General features: G+C 57.4%; 10 protein-coding genes and 2 pseudogenes. 10 read left to right on the top strand and 2 right to left on the bottom strand.

Annotation, left to right across the window (positions count from 1 at the left end):
- Window positions 1–336: 336 nt before the first annotated feature.
- Window positions 337–826: pseudogene (locus tag ABHV46_RS01195) on the top strand (IS6 family transposase); the annotation flags it as partial.
- 192 nt (window positions 827–1018) lie between these two features.
- Here ABHV46_RS01195 and ABHV46_RS01190 read toward each other — a convergent pair.
- On the bottom strand, window positions 1019–1957 hold the full coding sequence (locus tag ABHV46_RS01190) for a LysR family transcriptional regulator (RefSeq protein WP_438382365.1): 939 nt from the start codon (window positions 1955–1957) through the stop codon (window positions 1019–1021).
- A 76-nt stretch (window positions 1958–2033) separates the two neighbouring features.
- Here ABHV46_RS01190 and ABHV46_RS01185 point away from each other — a divergent pair, with 76 nt between their 5' ends.
- The 7 genes and pseudogenes from ABHV46_RS01185 (at window position 2034) to ABHV46_RS01155 (ending at window position 10494) form a co-directional block, all read left to right on the top strand.
- Complete coding sequence (locus ABHV46_RS01185; protein WP_438382364.1) at window positions 2034–2879, top strand: NAD(P)H-dependent oxidoreductase; 846 nt, start codon at window positions 2034–2036, stop codon at window positions 2877–2879.
- Window positions 2880–2885: 6 nt separating this feature from the next.
- A pseudogene (locus ABHV46_RS01180) lies at window positions 2886–3257 on the top strand (DDE-type integrase/transposase/recombinase); the annotation flags it as partial.
- A 400-nt stretch (window positions 3258–3657) separates the two neighbouring features.
- On the top strand, window positions 3658–3858 hold the full coding sequence (locus ABHV46_RS01175) for a hypothetical protein (RefSeq protein WP_438382363.1): 201 nt from the start codon (window positions 3658–3660) through the stop codon (window positions 3856–3858).
- A gap of 215 nt (window positions 3859–4073) precedes the next feature.
- Entirely contained in the window at window positions 4074–6530 is a 2457-nt protein-coding gene (locus ABHV46_RS01170; RefSeq protein WP_438382362.1) for a hypothetical protein, read from the top strand.
- On the top strand, window positions 6520–7899 hold the full coding sequence (locus ABHV46_RS01165) for a hypothetical protein (protein WP_438382361.1): 1380 nt from the start codon (window positions 6520–6522) through the stop codon (window positions 7897–7899). The genes ABHV46_RS01170 and ABHV46_RS01165 overlap by 11 nt, the downstream gene beginning before the upstream one ends.
- Window positions 7900–7980: 81 nt before the next feature.
- A complete protein-coding gene (locus ABHV46_RS01160; protein WP_438382360.1) occupies window positions 7981–9492 on the top strand; it encodes a hypothetical protein in 1512 nt (503 codons plus the stop codon).
- A 63-nt stretch (window positions 9493–9555) separates the two neighbouring features.
- Entirely contained in the window at window positions 9556–10494 is a 939-nt protein-coding gene (locus ABHV46_RS01155; RefSeq protein ID WP_438382359.1) for a FadR/GntR family transcriptional regulator, read from the top strand.
- Window positions 10495–10520: 26 nt separating this feature from the next.
- Here ABHV46_RS01155 and ABHV46_RS01150 read toward each other — a convergent pair whose 3' ends face one another.
- Window positions 10521–11534 (bottom strand): LysR family transcriptional regulator, encoded by a 1014-nt coding sequence (locus ABHV46_RS01150; RefSeq protein WP_438382358.1) that lies wholly within the window; start codon window positions 11532–11534, stop codon window positions 10521–10523.
- A 170-nt stretch (window positions 11535–11704) separates the two neighbouring features.
- Here ABHV46_RS01150 and ABHV46_RS01145 point away from each other — a divergent pair, with 170 nt between their 5' ends.
- Together ABHV46_RS01145 and ABHV46_RS01140 are read left to right on the top strand one after the other, a co-directional pair.
- A complete protein-coding gene (locus tag ABHV46_RS01145) occupies window positions 11705–13345 on the top strand; it encodes an MFS transporter (protein WP_438384488.1) in 1641 nt (546 codons plus the stop codon).
- A gap of 252 nt (window positions 13346–13597) precedes the next feature.
- Window positions 13598–14674 carry an HlyD family secretion protein gene (locus tag ABHV46_RS01140; RefSeq protein ID WP_438382357.1) on the top strand — a complete coding sequence of 359 codons (1077 nt, stop codon included), beginning with the start codon at window positions 13598–13600 and terminating at the stop codon, window positions 14672–14674.
- Window positions 14675–14676 lie beyond the last annotated feature (2 nt).

The following is a 14676-nucleotide window of genomic DNA, read 5'->3' as shown; positions in this document are numbered from 1 at the left end:
TATCCATTATGACCTAGTGCCTAGTACTTTTATTTCAGACACGATACCTGACGAGTGTTCACCTGGATCGACCTCTGCCCTAGCCGGCTCTGATATCAAGACTGCAAGACAACAGTACATATTGCGAGAACGGCAGGATAGTAACATTTTTTCTCCTTGTTGAACAAATTTGATACAAAAGCGTAGCAGACCCTTAATGTTAATGATAATCGTTATCAACTGTTAATTTCATTAAATCCGCTTGATATCGGGGAGGTTGGTGGGTGCTGTTACATTAGCTCCAGCATATGGACGCGTGCGATAAGAGCGTCATCTGTGAGCTACAAACGGCACCGTTTTCCGCGTGAACTGATAGCGCTTGCGGTATGGCTCTATTTCCGTTTCCCACTGAGTTTTCGTCCCGTGGCGGAAATGTTGCTCGAGCGGGGGATTATGGTCTCGGATGAGACTATCCGTCGATGGAGCCTCAAATTCGGTGCGCCCTATGCCCGCGCCCTGCGACGCAAGTCAGCAAGGCCTGCTAATATCTGGCGTCTGGACGAGGTCAGGATAGTGGTCCGTAGCTAGGTTTACTGGCTGTGGCGGGCGGTGGGTCAGGATGGCTATGTTCTTCGACGAGATCTTGCAGACACGCCGGAATGCCAAAGCAGCTAGGCGGCTACTGACCAGGCTTTTGAAGCGGCAGGGTTTACGCCCCATGCGGATGATCACCGACAGACTGAAATCCTACGGAGCAGCAAGACGCAGAATGCGTCTTTCCGTACGGCATTTCTCACGTAAGGGGCTGAACAACCGGGCAGAGAAGTCTCATCTGCCATTGCGAAAAGAGTGCCCGTGCATCGGACGACGAGGACAGGGCTGTGAAGGGACGAACTAGCGCTATAGCTGCATTTATTTGAGATTTCTCAGTCATAGTTACCCATAGATTCAGAACTCTCTGAAAATCACAAATATAATTCTACTGATCGTTCCGAGTTGAGCTACTGTCGATATCGCCGAAGGGTTGGAACACTCTCGCCTAGATGTTTTTAACGAGTAGGGCTAATCGCTCCCTCACCCATCGCTGCACCGGGTGCGTCGTCGTTCGGTCGTGCCAGAACAAGGCCAGCTCAAAACCCGGTACACTGATCGGTGGATCGAGAACCTGTAGCCACTCTCTTTCCTCCCGGACAATTCGCGCGGGCACGACTGCGATCATGTCGGAGTTCGCGACGATCTTGGGAACGATAAGGAAACCCGGCGTGGAGAGCACAAGACGTCGCGACCGGCCCATAGCTTCGAGAACAGTATCGGTCGGCCCGGCGAAGCCCCCCCCGTCGGGTGATACGATGATGTGATCAAGGCAGCAGAACAGGTCGAGGTCGATGGTGCCCTTGATGTGAGGGTGCCCGTTTCGCGCGATTAGAACATACTCTTCACGACATAGCCCACGCATCCGTAACTGCCTTGGCACCACTTGCGGGAGGTCTACGGCGAGATCAACCGCTCCGCGCTCCATCTGGCAGTGCAGGACCGTGAGGTCGAGGTTGAGCCACGCAACACGAAGACCCGGCGCTTCCCGCCGTAAAATATGGACCAGCGGCAGGAGCAAAGCGCTTTGCGTGTAATCGCTGGCTGCAATACAGATAGTGCCTTTTGCTTGGGATGGATCAAATGCAGAGTCTGTTGCCACGACTTGGCGGACTGCTTCGAGCGCCTCGTGCAAGCGCGGCTGTAATTCTAGTGCCTTCTGTGTCGGCACCATACCGCGTTGCGCCGGGATCAGCAGCGGATCGTCGAAGATGTCGCGTAACCGTGCTAGGCGCGTCGACAGTGCGGGCTGGCTCATATTCAATCGCCGAGCAGCATGGGTGACATTTTTCTCGAACAGTAGCGTGTCGAGAGTGACAAGCAAATTTAAGTCAAGCCGGCTCGCATCCATATTATGGATACCAGCACATAGACTGTTTGATTTCAAGAATGCCGAGGAGGTCCCTAGCTTTAAGGCGAACGGTCGAAAACCGCCCGTTCCATTTCTTGTTCAGGATCCCCGTATGAGCAACATTCTGATTGTCCATGCCCATTCCGAAGCCCAGTCACTCACGAGTTCCCTGAAGAATCTCGCTGTTGAGACCCTGACCGCGCAGGGCCATCTGGTCAAGGTTTCCGACCTGTATGCTATGCACTGGAAGGCCGTCGCTGACGCAGCCGACTTCCCAAAGCGTAAGAACGCCGACAGGCTGCATTATGCATCGGAATCGGGCAACGCCTTCGCAACGGGCACGCAGCCCGCTGACGTCGTGGCCGAGCAACAGAAGCTGCTGTGGGCGGATGCGGTTATCCTCACCTTCCCGCTGTGGTGGTACAGTACGCCGGCGATCCTGAAAGGCTGGGTCGAGCGCGTCTATGCGCTTGGCTTCGCCTACGGTGTCGGTGAGCATGGTGGTGAGCGCTGGGGCGACCGCTTTGGCGAAGGGACGCTCGCCGGCCGGCGGGCGATGGTTGTCGTCAACATCGGCGGTCGCGAGCCGCACTATAGTGAGCGCGGCGTGAATGGCCGCCTTGACGAGATCCTATGGCCCATTCAGCACGGGCAGCTCTTCTATCCGGGCATGGAGGTCATGGAGCCCTTCCCTGTTTACCAAAGCGACCGCATGTCGGAAGAGCGTTGGCTCGAAGTCGCCGCCGCCTTCAAGGTCCGGCTGGTAAATCTCTTTACCGACACGCCGATCCCGTATCGCACTCAAAATGGTGGCCACTACGACGGACAGCAAGTGCTCAAGCCCGGTCTTGGTGGCGATGAGACAGGTGTGCGGATCCACTTGGTGCAACCTGGAGATCCCGTTGAGCATCTCGGCACGTCCCGAAGGGATACTGCCGCGGTAGCCAACTACATATGAGCTTAGCGCAGGTGGGCTCGTCGGCTAATGGCGCGAACGGGCTCGCAAACGATCTGCCAGTAGCCGAGCACGACCGTGCCCCATGCTGCGCATCGGAAATATCCATATCTATCACGGGATGTGGCGATCGAACGGCCGGACGAGGTATGGTGCAGGGATATCACCTGTATCCCGATGCTGAAGGGTTTTTTTTACCTCGTGGCTATCATGCACTGGGCAATCTGCAAGGTGCTGCACTGGCGGCTGCCGAGCACAGTGGATGACGAATTCTGCATTGACACGCACCAGAAGACTCTGATCCGCTACGACGCACCGAAGATCTTCAATACGGACCAGGACTCGCTATTTACGACACCTCGGTTCGCGAACGTGCTGGAGTAAAGACGATCTGCATCAGCAAAGACGGGACCAACCAATCGTTCGAAGCGCAGAAGGCAACAAACTATGCCGCGCCGTTTAAGGCTCGTTTGAACAACAATCGTGGTTTGGCGGCGCGTAGCGTCTTTTTGGCTGGCCGGGGGGGGTCGCCCCCCTCCGTAGTGATTAATCGAAGAAGGCTTACTCGATGGCCGAGTGGCACCTCTTCTGCCAAGATGTATGCTTCCATCCACAGCTTTGAGCATACTGATCGGGCGAGCCTAATCTGATCCGCCTCTGCGTTAGGTTTCTGGTCAAGCGGATCAGACGGATACCAAGCTTCCGCCGGTGATAATCGTTGGATTGGCGAGATTTGAGATTTTACTTTGGCCCTGTTCTTGACGACGTCCGAGGATGCCTGATGGAAGGGAACCTGCGCCGTCGTCCGTTACATCGCGTCAAACCGTCGCTAACCACGAAGGAACAGAATAAAACTCCTGCGGACGATCATTTCGATCGGACGCAAGCGTTCCGCAGCATATCTGTAGCCCGCTGGCTGGCAAGAACGTCGGATTATCTTTCATACCACGCCGATGCTTTCATGGCCGAAATCGACATGTGAAGCGAGCGAGCAAATAAGTCATTGACTCAAACATGGGATGAATTGCAAGAATGGGCGTCGCCGACGGCTTCATCCGTTCAGATTTGATTTTCGTCGCCTTGGTCGGTGCTTTGGGAGTGAGGGCTCAGTTCATCCCCCGCCCGTTGCAGTGAACGCGAAGGACACCGTCGGACGCGCCGATATTGCAAGACTGTTTTCCGAAGAGGTTAGTGCCAATGAGCAGCAGTCCGAAAAATGAAGACCGTGAAATCACCTTCGAAGGCGAGTCAGTTGAGCAGACGCCCGCGCCTGGGATCATCACGATGAGGCCAGTCGGCTTCTTCCCCGGACTAGGCAGCCGCTCGGCGTATCGCGAACTCGAACGTGATCTGTTCGCGTGTGGCTTGCCTGTTGTTCGGCAAGTCTTCTCGGAAGCGGGGGCAGCTCTGGGCTATGATCCCGAGCGCCTCGTTTTGCGGGATTCGAATATTCCTGGTGAACGGATAGAGCGGCAGGCATTCCTGGGTGCAGCTCTGCTGGCTCACGGGATCGCTTTGCACCGCTATCTCATCGATGCCGTGCGACGAAACGGGACGGACATCCATTTTGTGGCGTTCACCGGCGAAAGCTTCGGCATCATAACTGCGGCGGTCGCCGCGGGCGCCTTGTCCGTAGCCGACGGCACGAAAATCGCCCATGCGCTGGCCCCCTTCATCCTTGTCGGCGCCGAGGGCGTGTCATCGTCATCGCCTTTGCAGGCACGTGTCGCCAAGATGCTTGCCGCTGTCGGCATCACACAGCCTCTTGCGCTTCAACCCGCGCATGTCGTGGCGCTGACGGGTCATCCGGACGTCGTGCATCGCGTCCTGGCCGCGATCGGTGATGTCTATGACGTATTCGACGTGGAACTGCACAAGACCTACGCCGCGAACCAGGCAAATGTCTACGTCCGGACTGGTGTTAGGGAAAGCTTCGGACTTTTCATGCGCAACTTCCCGGACATCGCTGTGACAGAGCTGAAAGAGCCGACACATTTCATTGCACACGCGATCCGAATGGCGCCTGTGCGCGAAGCATTCGCACGAATGATGGACAACGAGGGTATCCAGTTCCGGGACGCACACACGCCGCTGATCTGCAATCATGCAAATCGTATCGTCCATAAGGCTGCGGACGTGCGCGATGCCGTTTTGTCCATCATCGATCGCGTTATGCAATCTCGACGAACTGCTGACAATTGCGAACAGGTTGGCGGCAACGTCGTGCTCGAACTGGGCCAAGGCAGCAAATCGGTGCGGCTTCTTGTCGATAATGGCATCACTCTGCCGGCGATCGCCTATGCCGGTGGACAGGAAGATACGGACGCCCTCGTAGCGGCCACGACGCTGCTGCAGGAGGTTGGCTGCGTTACAGCGCGAGATACCGATGGAAAGACACAACTCCGGGACGGTGATTTTGCTGTGTTGAGGCGTATGTTTGGTCTACCTGCACGCTATCCCGTGATCCGAGAATTCATGCTCCGGGAATTTACGAGGATGATTTCGGCCTTCCAAGTGAGTTCACCGAGTCCTTTATCGCCCTCGCTGCGACGGTTTTTAGAAATCTACCAGCACACCTCCGCCGCGTGCGACGATCTCGATCTTGCGGGAGGAGAACTCGCGCTTCAGGTACAAGCTAAGAAATGTGTCGTGGGGGACAGCCATACGCTGGGACGCGTGACCACGGAGATTAAGATACTCAAGCCGGATGGTTCGGTGACGGCCCGGTGTTCCACCGGTCGCTGGACGCCGGAGGCGCTAGTCTTCCATTTTAGCCGTCTAGACGGCGCTCCGGTGCTTGACCTAATCCGCAGCGCCCGCCGCATGGCTGAACATCACAAGGAGGTCGCGGCGCTCTATGAAAAGTTTACGTCTACACTGTCGTTTGACGCCAAGGCGGATGAGACGGGGCCGAGTCCGGTCGGTGTGATATCCCCGCAGGCGGTTGCAACGTTTCAGATCCTCCATCAACTCGCACTGCTGATCCTGTTGCGAGCAGAACGTCCGGCGATCTTCCTTTCACACGACTATTATTTCGCGAGCGGTGACGTATTAGGGTGGTGCGTAGCGCTCTGTGCCGCGGATGCGCTGGATCCCGAAGACGCCGTAACGCTGTATTCCGGTCACCTGCGAGGCGCCATCCTAGTGGACGAAACGCCGAATGTCGGACGCGATGACGTTCTCGGGCGGCTTCGGGACGCTGCGGCCCCGCTTGTCTCAGTAACTGGCGTACCGATAACGGCGGCCAAGGATATCGCGTCCACTACGCGGGGCCTGTTCGAACTGCCTCTTGCCGAGCAACGGCGCTGTTCGCTTCGTCTCAATGGCGATGTCCAGATTGTTTGCCTGGGCGCGGATCACGGCGAGGGGATATTCGACACGGCGCCCTATGGCGTCGCGGTAACCGTCGTGTCTACGGCGGAACAAATTGCTCAACGCAGCCATAACGCGCACCTCGAAGCCTTGGAACACGGATGTTTCTCGTCCCTCACTAGCGACAACCAGCGCGTTCTGCATTTTGCGCGCGGCCGGAAGATTCTGAGCAGCACGGTCTTTTCCTACGTCAAACTCGGCGAGCGCGTCCTGGGTTTTGGAAAGGGCGGTAGTGAATCCATGACTATGTTCGTCACCGCGGAGGACCACCATGCAGCATGAAAATGTCATCGTTCGGAAGATCCTGAGCGAAGCCCTAATAGCAGTTGGCTGGAATCCGGAGGGGACCGGCGTCATGCTGCCGCCCTTCACCAAGGCCAAGCGGCAGGCTGAATTCCTGCAGGCCCTACCGGACCCAGCGCGGCGCTACTTTCCGCACGTATTTGATATCCTTGAGCGCGAGATTCAGGTGCCGACCCATTATTTCAAGGAAACGGACCGGCTCACTTTCAAGGAACTAATCTATGAGATGAGCTTCGTGCCGGGAGAGGAGGTCAGCCGCTATGTCGAGCGTTGCAGTCCGCCACCAGCGATTATGGCCCGTATCTACGAGCAGATCGCTCTCGTACTGCGCAACGACGTGCACAGCCTGCGACGCGTAAGGTCTCCGGGCGATACGCTGGAGGCATCCTATTTCCGTAAGATCGAAGATCGCCTCGATCTATGCCGCAGCACGGCGCCAAATGCCTTCAACGAAAAACTATTGGATACGAGCCACATTATTATCAACGGGGTACGCTACCGAAACTTCCGGACGATCCTGAGCATCCTGCGGGAAAACGCGGCCTATTGCGACATGCTCGAGCCACGCTTCCATGCCCTCGTCATGGGTGACACCAACACCGAGAATATCAAGATCAATGAGGTAGCGCCTTTGGTCCGTGCCCAGGCGCTGATTGAGGCAAGCGCACCGGCAGTAGATATCGAGGCCGCATTGGACGCGATTACGGCAGCCTCGATCGATTTGCGGTTCCTCGATCCGCGGGCGATAGGGTTCAATAGCGAAGGCGCTGAGACGCGCGACGACCCGATGTACGATAACAAGCCTTGGCACAATTCGCTCGGTCACTACGACGAAGTGCATCACGAGCACTTCGATCTTTCAGTCTCGGTCGGGGAGGGACGCTCACCAGAGGTCGAAATCCGCTATGAACAGGGCAATCCGTATGAGCGCTCCTATAGGGTCGAGGATCTGACCGAGCGCAACATTGACATCGACGAACATCCTGATGTCATGGGGATGGAGCGCTACTTCGCTCCGGTGATGCGCAAGCTGTATGATCTCGACAATCCTCAGTCCGCCGCTGTTGCCGAGGATCCCCACTGGCTGGTTCGGTTTGTGTTCGTGATGGGGGCTCATTTCACCGCCATGCCGCCATTCCATTTCCAGATGGAACTCGACGGCAGCCTAGTCGACTCGTATCTCGTGCAGCGGCGCCCGGTCGCTATCTTCTGCGAGGGAATCCGCTGGTTGAACTGGGCACTCGAAATGCTCGAGGGCAAACGCAGGAAGTTCCTAGGCGTCCCCCTGCCAGACTACGGAGGGCCGTCTCTATCCGAACCGGCGTTGGCAGACATGATGGAACCGTGACTGACGAATTGACGGGTCTCCTGAGACCTAATTCCCGGGCGGACATAGTCGCCGGCCGCTGAGGCTCCTCGAAGGAAAAATATGATGGTCACAACGCCCAATTCCGCATTGTCGCGCTTCGGCATGGCGGCTCTGGCTCCCGAATCTCGTGTTATCTGCACGCCCTGGAGTAGGATGGTACGCGGGCTCTCCCTTGGCCAGTATCCCGTCGATTACAACGAGCATCTCGGATCCCTTGTTCATCAGGCGCGCGATATCCTGCTTCGCAAAATCTCCGCGCCTGAGGGCTATCTACGTTTCGCGCTGCTCTTGGCAGACTTTGCAGTTGAGGTATCTAATCCGGGCGTCAGAGTAAACAACGACCGGCTTATAACGACCACATGCAAACTTACGGATGCGCTTCGGTCAGAGAAAAATCCTTATTACGCTGTCGTCGGCGGTGGCATTCTATTCGACGCTTTTGCCAAACTGCATCTGGATATCGCGTTGCTGGTCAATGCCGAGTATGATTTTGCCGAAGAAATGCTGGCGATGGTCGATCGCATCCAACCAGACCAGATCAAGGACGAGAATGCCGGCAACCACGGTGAATACGAGAAGTTATTCGCCTATACGTCGCTCTTTCTGGGGATGGGGCAGGCGGGACTTCAGGAGAAACTTACTGCGGGCCGCCGCAATCGTGTGCGGGAGGCGCTAGGCCTGATCCAAACGGTTCCGTCCCCCTTTTTCAGGGGACGTGGCTGCTCGATGCTGTTTTCGGCGCTGTCGGCGATCGGACTGGACGGGATGATTTTCGACGACGGTCATGACTTCATGAGGGATGTGCTGGAGTATGTCGATCGAGATGACGAAATCAACTTTCCGCTGCGCTTTCCACAGCCGATCTCGCCGGCCTATGTCAAGATCTACCCGCGTGTAACGATGCTGAACGCTATCGCAGTTTCGGGGCGTACATCCTATGCGACGATGGGGCACAATCGGCTGGCCGAACTGAAGCCGCTATGGGCCGAGCTGGAACCGGCGGAGAAGATGCACCAGGGATTGTATTACCTCATCGCCTTGCATAATCTTGACAAGATTTCGGAGGAGATCGGCGCAGAGAAAACAATCGTCGACGATCTACTTCGTTTTCTTGATGTTGTAGATCCCGGTGCCAACTTCTTCCTCAATGGCTTGTCACATGCCTATATCGTGGAGACCGCGATGGTTACGGGCCAACTTGATGCGATTTCCGACCGGGCGATCAACCGCATTGCCGATTGCTTCGCGCATATGGATGCCACCCCGCTCGACCGTATTAGCCGGGCCTATCCATTTGCCTATGATCTCAACGCCTTGGGCGAGGTCGGCGAGGCGGGAAAACTGTTCGAGCCACGGCCAACATATGGTGGTGTTTCTGCATTCTCTTGGCTTGTCGAGCAGTTCTCACCGGAGGGCCACGCTGAAGGCAGTCGGATCCTGATGCTTGGGAATGCCCTGATAGGGTTGGGGCTGCGCCTACGTGGAGCAGAGAACGACACTACACCAATGTTTGATCATCTCGCTAAGCGATTGGGTTGGCAACGACTGGATGCTCGGGTCTCGACGATGTGACTCATCTCGCCCTCAATGTGTCGCAATAGGTCCTATGATTTAGTAGGCAGCACGATTGCCTAAATGCAATCTCAGAACGAGATCTTTTCGAACTGGGAGCTTCAGACGGAGCGAGCGCTTGCGGCCTCTGTCGAAAATCGTCTGCGTCTGGCAGAGGGCGCGCATGATTGTCTATTTTATAAACTAGTACCTTCGGCGGACAATATCCGCCGAAAGATTGGAAAGATAATGTCTGAGGTTTTTCTAGCACCGCATATGCCTATTCTCACCTCGACCCGACGTCAGTCTCTCGTGGACTCCGCCCTTGACGCCTTGAATCAACGTATAGCCTCAGGAATATGGCAACTCGGTGAGAGAATTCCCACTGAAGGAGAGCTGAGCGACCTACTACAGGTTGGGCGCAATACAGTGCGCGAAGCTATTCGCGTGCTATCTCACGCAGGCATTCTTGAAGTCCGGCAAGGGGACGGTACCTATGTGCGTTCCCTAGATGACCCTGCTGTGATGATGCGGACGTTACGTCGGTCGAGCCTGCGTGAGCATTTTGAATTGCGGGCTATGTTGGAAGTGGAAGCCGCCCGACTCGCGGCTCTTCGGCGCACAACAACTGACCTGAAACGGATCAAGTCAAGGCTCGTTGCCCGGGGGCACTGGACTGAAGGCCAAAGTGTTGACATGTTTCTTGAGCGAGATTCGGCCTTCCACTGCGCAATCGCAGAGGCCAGCCGAAATCGAGCCCTGATTGAGCTCTATCGGTATTTTCTTGGTACAGCACGTGATGCTGCGCGCGCGGCGATGGTCGAACACGGTGTTACGGAGCCAAGCTTATCGCTTCACGAAGACCTGCACCGCGCAATCAAAGCTGGTGATCCCAGCGAGGCAGCACACGCTGCACTTGCAATCCTTCATCCGCTGATAGAGGCCTTCAGTCTTGACCATAGAGTCCCAGATACACTTATATCCAAGCGCAATTCATCTGGGATATCTAAGCCGGGGCGTTGAACCAGTGCCGCTCGCGTGTTTATTCCCTAGACCGTTGACCCTCGCGCAACGTGACGTCGACACATGACCTGCATCACAGTGCGCCGCAGCCACCGATGGAGCAGATCGTTCTCATGCCTGGGGTGCCACGCCTGAAAGATTGCCACGGGGTTTAAATTTATCGGAATCTGGAAAGCGAAAAGGCCCAGCTTTTCGAGCGGCGAGGCATCTAAGACGATATCGGGCACCGCAAGAACAAAATCTGTCTGCGATAGACCTTGAAGCGCGGCGTAAAAGGACGTGAGTAAAAGAGCGACGTTGCGGGTAAGGCCATATTGATCGGCCAATACCTCATCGATTGGTCCTCGCCTTCGACCTCGGCGAGAGACGGCGACATGATCGTAGATTACTAGAGACTGCGGTGTGATGTCGCCCAACAGAAGAGGATGACCGGCCCTCACTACGCCACGAAAACGACTCTCGAACAGGGTTTGACGCATTATTTCAGGCCGCAGGAACGCCGTAGCCCCAATGTAGAGATCTATCCCACCCTGGCGCAAAAAGTCACAGTCGTCACTGTTCGGTTCTGCGGTGAAGATCAACGTGGCATCGGGACAATCGGCGCGCAAAGCACGAAGGAGTGCTTCGGCATATGGGCCGATCACCACGTCGGCAGCCCGGATACGGAAAGTTGGCGCTAGGCCCGTGAAATCAAGTTCACGGCGCGGGTGATAGAGATCACCGATGGCAGCAAGAATCTGATTGACTCGTGGCTGCATCTGCAGGGCACGTGGTGTCGGCACCATATTGCGACCTGACTGCACCAGAATGGCATCGTGAAACGTCTCGCGCAGACGCGACAACGTACGGCTCATAGTTGCGGCACTTACTTGTAATCTCTCGGCTGCACCCGTGACGCTCGCTTCTTCGACCAGAGCGTTCATTGCTTGCAGGAGATTGAGGTCGTACCCGCGTGCTATGCTCCCCATCGAGCATTCCCCCTTTAAGAACCGATCATAGGATGATTTACGTCGTATCTTTGCTGCGCTGTCTCCTGACAAGCTGGCAGACACCTCGCCCTGTCGCAATCGGAATCTGATACTGCCTTATTCCATATTTGCTTACAAACGATTTCATAATTGAGCGTTCACAAAGATAGGATGTTTCTCCAAAGTCAAAAGCATTCTTCAATGATCCCGCGGCGAGGTGTCCCATGAACCAGGCAGATAATATGACATGGTCGCTAGCCGGCGGCGCCACGGAATTGATCCGTATACCGATCCGTCCCGAAGCGCCACTCAAGGCTGCGGTGTTCGGCCCGCGCCTGGCCACGGGGCTGGCGGGCGTGCTGCTGGCGGTCCTGCTGGCGGGCTTAAACGAGCATACAACAGAGGCGGGGCTCGCTGATATAAGAGGCGCGTTTCATCTGGGGCACGACGAGGGAACCTGGTTCACGGCCCTGTTCGAGGCGTTCAACATTGCCGCTATGGCATTCGCGCCGTGGTGCTCGGTCACGTTCTCCATCCGCCGCCTGACCATCGCGATGACGGGACTAGTCGGCGCGCTCGGCATGATCGCCCCTTTCATGCCCAACCTGACATCGCTTTTGCTGCTGCGCTGCGTGCAGGGGATGGCCTGCGGCTGTCTGCCGCCAATGCTCATGACGGTCGCACTCCGCTTCCTGCCGCCCAACATCAAGATCTATGGCCTGGGCGCCTATGCCCTTACGGCGACCTTTGGGCCCAATATTGGGGGGACGCCGCTAGCGGGATTCTGGTTCGAGTATGTCGGCTGGCCGTTCCTGTTCTGGCAGATCGTGCCGCTATGTCTCGTTTCCATAATATGCGTGGCATGGGGCCTGCCGCAGGACCCGATCCGGCTGGAGCGTTTCCGTCAGTTCGACTGGCGTGGCCTCCTGACCGGCTTGCCTTCAATCTGCATGCTGGTGATTGCGCTGGAGCAGGGGGACCGGCTGGATTGGTTTCGCTCGCCGTTGATCACTCATCTGTTCTTTGGCGGCGGATTTCTTTTCGTTCTCTTCGCCGTCAATGAATGGTTCCATCCAGTGCCGTTCTTCCGAATACAGTTGCTTAAGCAGCGCAACGTGACAGATGCGTTGCTGACGTTAGCGGCGGTTCTGGTGCTGGGCGCGGTCACAGCGGAAATTCCTACAGTCTATCTGGAAGAGGTGCGCGGCTATCGCCCGATCCAGATCGCACCGGTCATGCTGATCCTGGCGGTACCGCAGGTGCTGGCGCTGCCGCTGGTCTCGGCCTTGTGCAATATCCGCCGGGTGGATTGCCGTCATGTGCTGATGGCGGGCCTTGCGATCCAAGGGCTGTCTTATTTCCTGGGCACCTGGATCGATGCCGACTGGGTCCGCGAGAACTTCTACGCCATGCAGCTCCTGCAGGTGGCCAGTGAGCCCATGATGGTCATCGCAATCCTGATGCTGGCAACGATGGGGTTGGGCCCGGCTGACGGGCCGTTCATCTCCGGCATGTTCAACATGACCAAAGGAGTGGCCAACGCGATTGCGGCGGCCGTCATTTCCGCGTTGCTGCGCCGGCGTGAGCAATTCCATTCCACCATGCTGCTCGACACTTATGGCACCAACCATAACGGTTTGCAGCCCTGGGGCGACCCGGCGCATGCGCTTCTGGCGCCGCATATCGCCGATCCAGCCCGACTAGACTGGAACATGATCGTCCTGCTGCACGGCGAGGTATCGGAGCAGGCTCTCATTCTCGCCTGTGCGGACATCTACACGATCATGATCGGCGTCTGCGCGGTCTTGTTCGCCCTTAATTTGATGCTGCCGCAACGGGTCTATCCACCCCGCGCGCCCTTCACCACCGCTCCCGCGCGCTGACGGCCGCGGAGAGTATGTCATGTGAGATTAATATGAAGACCCGTTCGTATCAAGATATGCGCCGACTGCGCCATCCCCACATCCTATCATCGGATCAGTCAGGCAAATCGACAGCTCCTAGATGGACGCTGCGTGACCGGATCGAGGGATACTTCGTCGCTCTTGTCGTGACAATTTACCTGAAGCTGACCTGACGGTTCCGCACATCCATGACAGACAATGCGGCCGTTGCGGCCGCCAGAGGGAGTATTCATGAACGCAACAAAGAAGGTCATGCTGCTGGCGGCTGGCGTCGTGATGTTGGGAGCGGCAGCCTGGGGCGGCGATCGGCTCGTGCTCGGAGACGGCGTCAACGTTGAGACCAACGACGCTTACGTGTCAGCCTATTCATCGGTGGTCGCCCCAAAGGTCGGCGGGCGTATCGATGCCGTAATGGCGCAGGACAACGAACGTGTCCGCAAGGGGGAGGTGCTGTCCCATATCGAGGATGACGACTATCGTGCGGCACTCAAGGTAGCGCAGGGTAACGTTGCCGCCGCGCGGGCGGACATTGTCAACCTGCAGGCCGAATTTTCGCGGCAGGACGCGCTGATCTCCTCTGCGCGCGCGGCAGTACGGTCCGACGACGCCGCACTTACTTTCGCGCAGCAGGACGAGGCGCGCTACCGCATGCTGGCCGCAGGCGGCGCCGGCTCGACCGAACAGCGCCAGCACACGGCCGCACAGACCCGCCAGGCCATAGCCGCCAAAGCACGAGACGAGGCCGCCGTACTGGCCGCAATACAGGAAAAGGACGTGCTCGCAGCCCAGATCGAGCGTGCCAAAGGGAATTTGACCCGCGCCGAGGGCGAGCAGCAGCGGGCGGCGCTGGACCTATCTTATTGTACCATCCCAGCCCCAGTGGACGGGGTGGTCGGCGCGCGCGGCGTGCGCGTGGGCAATTACGTCAATCCCGGCAGCGCACTGTTAGCCGTTACCCCGGTCCAGGACGCCTTTGTGGTCGCCCATTTCCAGGAGACGCAGCTCACGCATGTCGTGCCGGGGCAGAAAGCGACGGTCTGGGTCGATACATTCCCAGGTCAGCCTCTCCATGCCCATGTCGACAGCATCCCGCCGGCGACCGGCGTTGCCTTCGCGCCTATCCAGCCCGACAACGCCACCGGCAACTTCACCAAGGTGGTTCAGCGCCTCCCGGTGCGCATCGTCCTCGATCCCGGCCAGGCTCTGGCGGCGCGGGTCAGGGTCGGGATGTCGGTCGAAGTCCGGATCGACACGGCATCGCATCCCGAGGGCGTAAGGGCGAACGATCCCCGTTATTTGTGGCGGTGAGG

Origin of the sequence: Asaia sp. BMEF1, assembly GCF_051628905.1 — a bacterium.
GTDB lineage: Bacteria > Pseudomonadota > Alphaproteobacteria > Acetobacterales > Acetobacteraceae > Asaia.
Note: the sequence above shows the minus strand (reverse complement) of the source record. Positions and strands in the feature narration are given on the sequence as shown.